At 64.6% G+C, this 410-nt stretch carries 1 protein-coding gene; it reads left to right on the forward strand.

Annotation, left to right across the window (positions count from 1 at the left end):
• Window positions 1–410: DDE-type integrase/transposase/recombinase (locus J1C49_RS21575; RefSeq protein ID WP_227447862.1), on the forward strand; the 410-nt coding region annotated here is incomplete at both ends.

The raw sequence follows: 410 nt of genomic DNA on the forward strand, positions 1-410 counted from the left end.
TTTGCGCAAGGCGATGAAGGCCGTAGCAGTGGAGCGTCGCCGGTTCGGATATCGCCGCGTGCACGTCATGCTGGAGCGGCAGGGTTGGCAAGTGAACCAGAAGAAGCTGAGGCGGCTCTATCGCGAAGAGAAGCTGCAGGTAAGAAAGCGCGGCGGCCGGAAACGGGCCCTCGGAACGCGCAGGCCGATGCTGGTGCCCGAGCGACCGAATGCGCGCTGGAGCCTGGATTTCGTCTCAGATGCCTTCACTGACGGACGGCGGTTTCGGGTGCTGGCCATCGTGGACGACTTCAGCCGGGAATGCCTGGCGCTGGTCGCGGACACGTCGCTCTCCGGACTGCGCGTCACCCGCGAACTGACGTCGATCATGGCGCGACGTGGAAGGCCCAAGACCATCGTCAGCGACAACG

Source organism: Cognatishimia sp. F0-27 (assembly GCF_020667845.1).
Lineage (GTDB): Bacteria > Pseudomonadota > Alphaproteobacteria > Rhodobacterales > Rhodobacteraceae > JAFMPQ01.